The 2,286-nt window shown below is 70.7% G+C and carries 3 protein-coding genes; 2 read left to right on the top strand and 1 reads right to left on the bottom strand.

Annotation, left to right across the window (positions count from 1 at the left end; translation table 11 throughout):
- Positions 1-244: hypothetical protein (locus MU407_RS13870; RefSeq protein ID WP_246958373.1), on the bottom strand; the 244-nt coding region annotated here is incomplete at its 3' end.
- Between the two features lie 153 nt (positions 245-397).
- Between MU407_RS13870 and MU407_RS13865 the strand changes: the two genes are divergently transcribed.
- Both MU407_RS13865 and MU407_RS13860 read left to right on the top strand, forming a co-directional pair.
- Positions 398-1,207: a TIM barrel protein gene (locus MU407_RS13865; protein ID WP_246958371.1), complete on the top strand. Its 810-nt coding sequence runs from the start codon at positions 398-400 to the stop codon at positions 1,205-1,207.
- Positions 1,204-2,196: a hydroxyacid dehydrogenase gene (locus MU407_RS13860; RefSeq protein ID WP_246958369.1), complete on the top strand. Its 993-nt coding sequence runs from the start codon at positions 1,204-1,206 to the stop codon at positions 2,194-2,196. The genes MU407_RS13865 and MU407_RS13860 overlap by 4 nt, the downstream gene beginning before the upstream one ends.
- Positions 2,197-2,286: the final 90 nt, after the last annotated feature.

Genomic DNA, 2,286 nt, shown 5'->3' with positions numbered 1-2,286 from the left:
GGATGTGTATAGGAGACAGGGCCATGTCCTCCACCGGCGGGACCTGCTCCGGGGACGGAGCATTGGCGCTGGCAGCCGAGACGACGTCACGCTGAGCATCGCTCTCGGTCACGGCGCCGCCGCCCACGCCGCCACGCTCCTCAGGCAGGCTCGGGCCACCGGCGACGAGGGCGTAGGCCACGCCCGGGACGAGGACGGCAGCGGTGGTTCCGGCTGCCACTGTCCAGATGGTCTTCTTCCGCATGATGCTCTCCTTCAGTGCTGTCCCCCCGGGGGCGGGCTTGACGTGTTACCTGTACTTCACCCCGGCGTCATGAGACCGGCCCGAGATGCACATGAGAGGGTTCACATGTGCTGGTCGATGCGGTGCATCGCTCCGCTCTTCAGGAGGTCTTCGATGATCCGTCCCGGTCTGTGCTCGGTCACGTTCCGTGAGCTCTCGGTGCCGCAGGTGGCGGCGCTCACTGCCGCTGCGGGTCTCATGTGCATCGAATGGGCGGGGGACGTGCATGTGCCACCCGGGGATCTGGCCGCGGCGCGCCATGCCCGGGAGGCCACCGAGGAGGCGGGGCTCGCGGTCGCCTCCTACGGCACATACCTCGATATGGAGGGGGCCGACGGGGCGCTGAAGGAAGCGACGCAGCAGGTCCTGGCCTCGGCCCGGGAGCTTGGGGCGCCGCGGATGCGGGTGTGGGCCGGACGCACCGGCTCCGCGGAGGCTGACGATGAGCAGCGGGCAACGGTGGTGGAGCGTCTGCAGCGCGTGTGCGATGTGGCGGCCGCAGAGGGCATCGAGGTGGGGCTGGAGTTCCACGGCAGGACGCTGACCGATGAGGTCGGCTCGACGCTGCAGCTGCTCGATGAGGTGGGGCGGGCGAATCTGCGCTCGTACTGGCAGCCGCATCAGGGCATGGATCGCGCCGCGGCCGTCGACACCCTGCACCAGGTGCTGCCGCTGGCCTCGACGATCCACGTGTTCTCGTGGTGGCCGATGGCCGAGCGCCTGCCGCTCGCCGAGCGCTCCACGCTGTGGCAGGAGGTGTTCACGGTGCTCGCCGCGCAGGGCAGCGATCGCGATGCGCTGCTGGAGTTCGTGCCGGGCGATGACCCGGCAGTGCTGGCCCGGGAGGCGCAGACGCTGCGGGATCTCATCGCTGCCGGGGAGCAGGACGCCCATGATCCGATGAGCGCAGAGGCCGCACGATGAAGGCCCTGCTCACCCTGCCCGATGGTCTGCAGCACCGCATGTTCGCCCCCGCCCAGCTGGCGGAGCTCAGTGATCTCGTAGACGTCGATGTGGAGTATCCGGTCACGGACTTCGGTGCGGCGCCGGACGCCGTGCTCGGCGGCGTAGAGGCGCTGATCACCGGCTGGGGCTCCCCGCTCGTGGACGCCGCAGCGCTCGCGCGGATGCCGCACCTGCGGGCGATCGTGCACACCGCCGGGACGGTCCGCTTCGTGGCGGGTCCAGCGGTGTGGGAGCGGGGCGACATCGTGGTCACCTCCGCCACGGAAGCGAACGCCGTGCCGGTCGCAGAGTTCACCCTCGCGCAGATCCTGCTGGCCGGGAAGCGGTCGCTCGCGCAGGAGGCGCGGCATCGGGCCGAGCGCGGCCGCCCATCGGCCCTGCACATGCCCAGCGACGTGGGCAATCACGGGGCGGTCGTCGGGCTCATCGGGGCCTCCCGGATCGGGACGCTGGTGGCGCAGCTGCTGCAGCCCTTCGATCTCGAGGTGCTGATCACCGACCCGTTCACGAGCGCCGAGCAGATCACCTCCCTGGGCGCAGCCCGGGTGCAGCCGGAGGAGCTGTACGCGCGATCCGACGTGGTGAGCCTGCACGCCCCAGATGTGCCCGCCACCCGCGGCATGGTCAGCCGCGAGCTGCTGGCGCTCATGCGCGACGGCACCACGTTCATCAACACCGCCCGCCCGGCGCTCGTGGATCTCGACGCCCTGCGGGATGAGCTCGTCTCGGGCCGGCTCAGCGCGGTGCTGGATGTGCATGATGACCTGGCGCCCGATGATCCGCTGTGGGAGGTGCCGACGGTCTCGATCACCCCGCACATCGCCGGGTCGCAGGGCAATGAGCTGCACCGCATGGGCGCTGCGGCGCTCGAGGAGGTACGGCGCCTGGTGGCCGGTGAGCCGGCGCGTTTCCCCGTGGACCCCGGCACACTCGGCCACAGTGCGTGAGCTGCCCTGCATCAGTCCACCGTGAGATGCTGGATCTTCCCGCCTGCGCCCCCTCGGAGACTGAGATGACCAGCCCGTCCGCCCCCAGCC

It is taken from the genome of Brachybacterium sp. Marseille-Q7125 (genome assembly GCF_023062615.1).
GTDB lineage: Bacteria > Actinomycetota > Actinomycetes > Actinomycetales > Dermabacteraceae > Brachybacterium.
Note: the sequence above shows the minus strand (reverse complement) of the source record. Positions and strands in the feature narration are given on the sequence as shown.

Bases quoted from the DNA above. Each gene is read 5' to 3' on its own strand.
- MU407_RS13865 (WP_246958371.1), top strand. From the start codon at position 398: ATGATCCGTCCCGGTCTGTGCTCGGTCACGTTCCGTGAGCTCTCGGTG.
- MU407_RS13860 (WP_246958369.1), top strand. From the start codon at position 1,204: ATGAAGGCCCTGCTCACCCTGCCCGATGGTCTGCAGCACCGCATGTTC.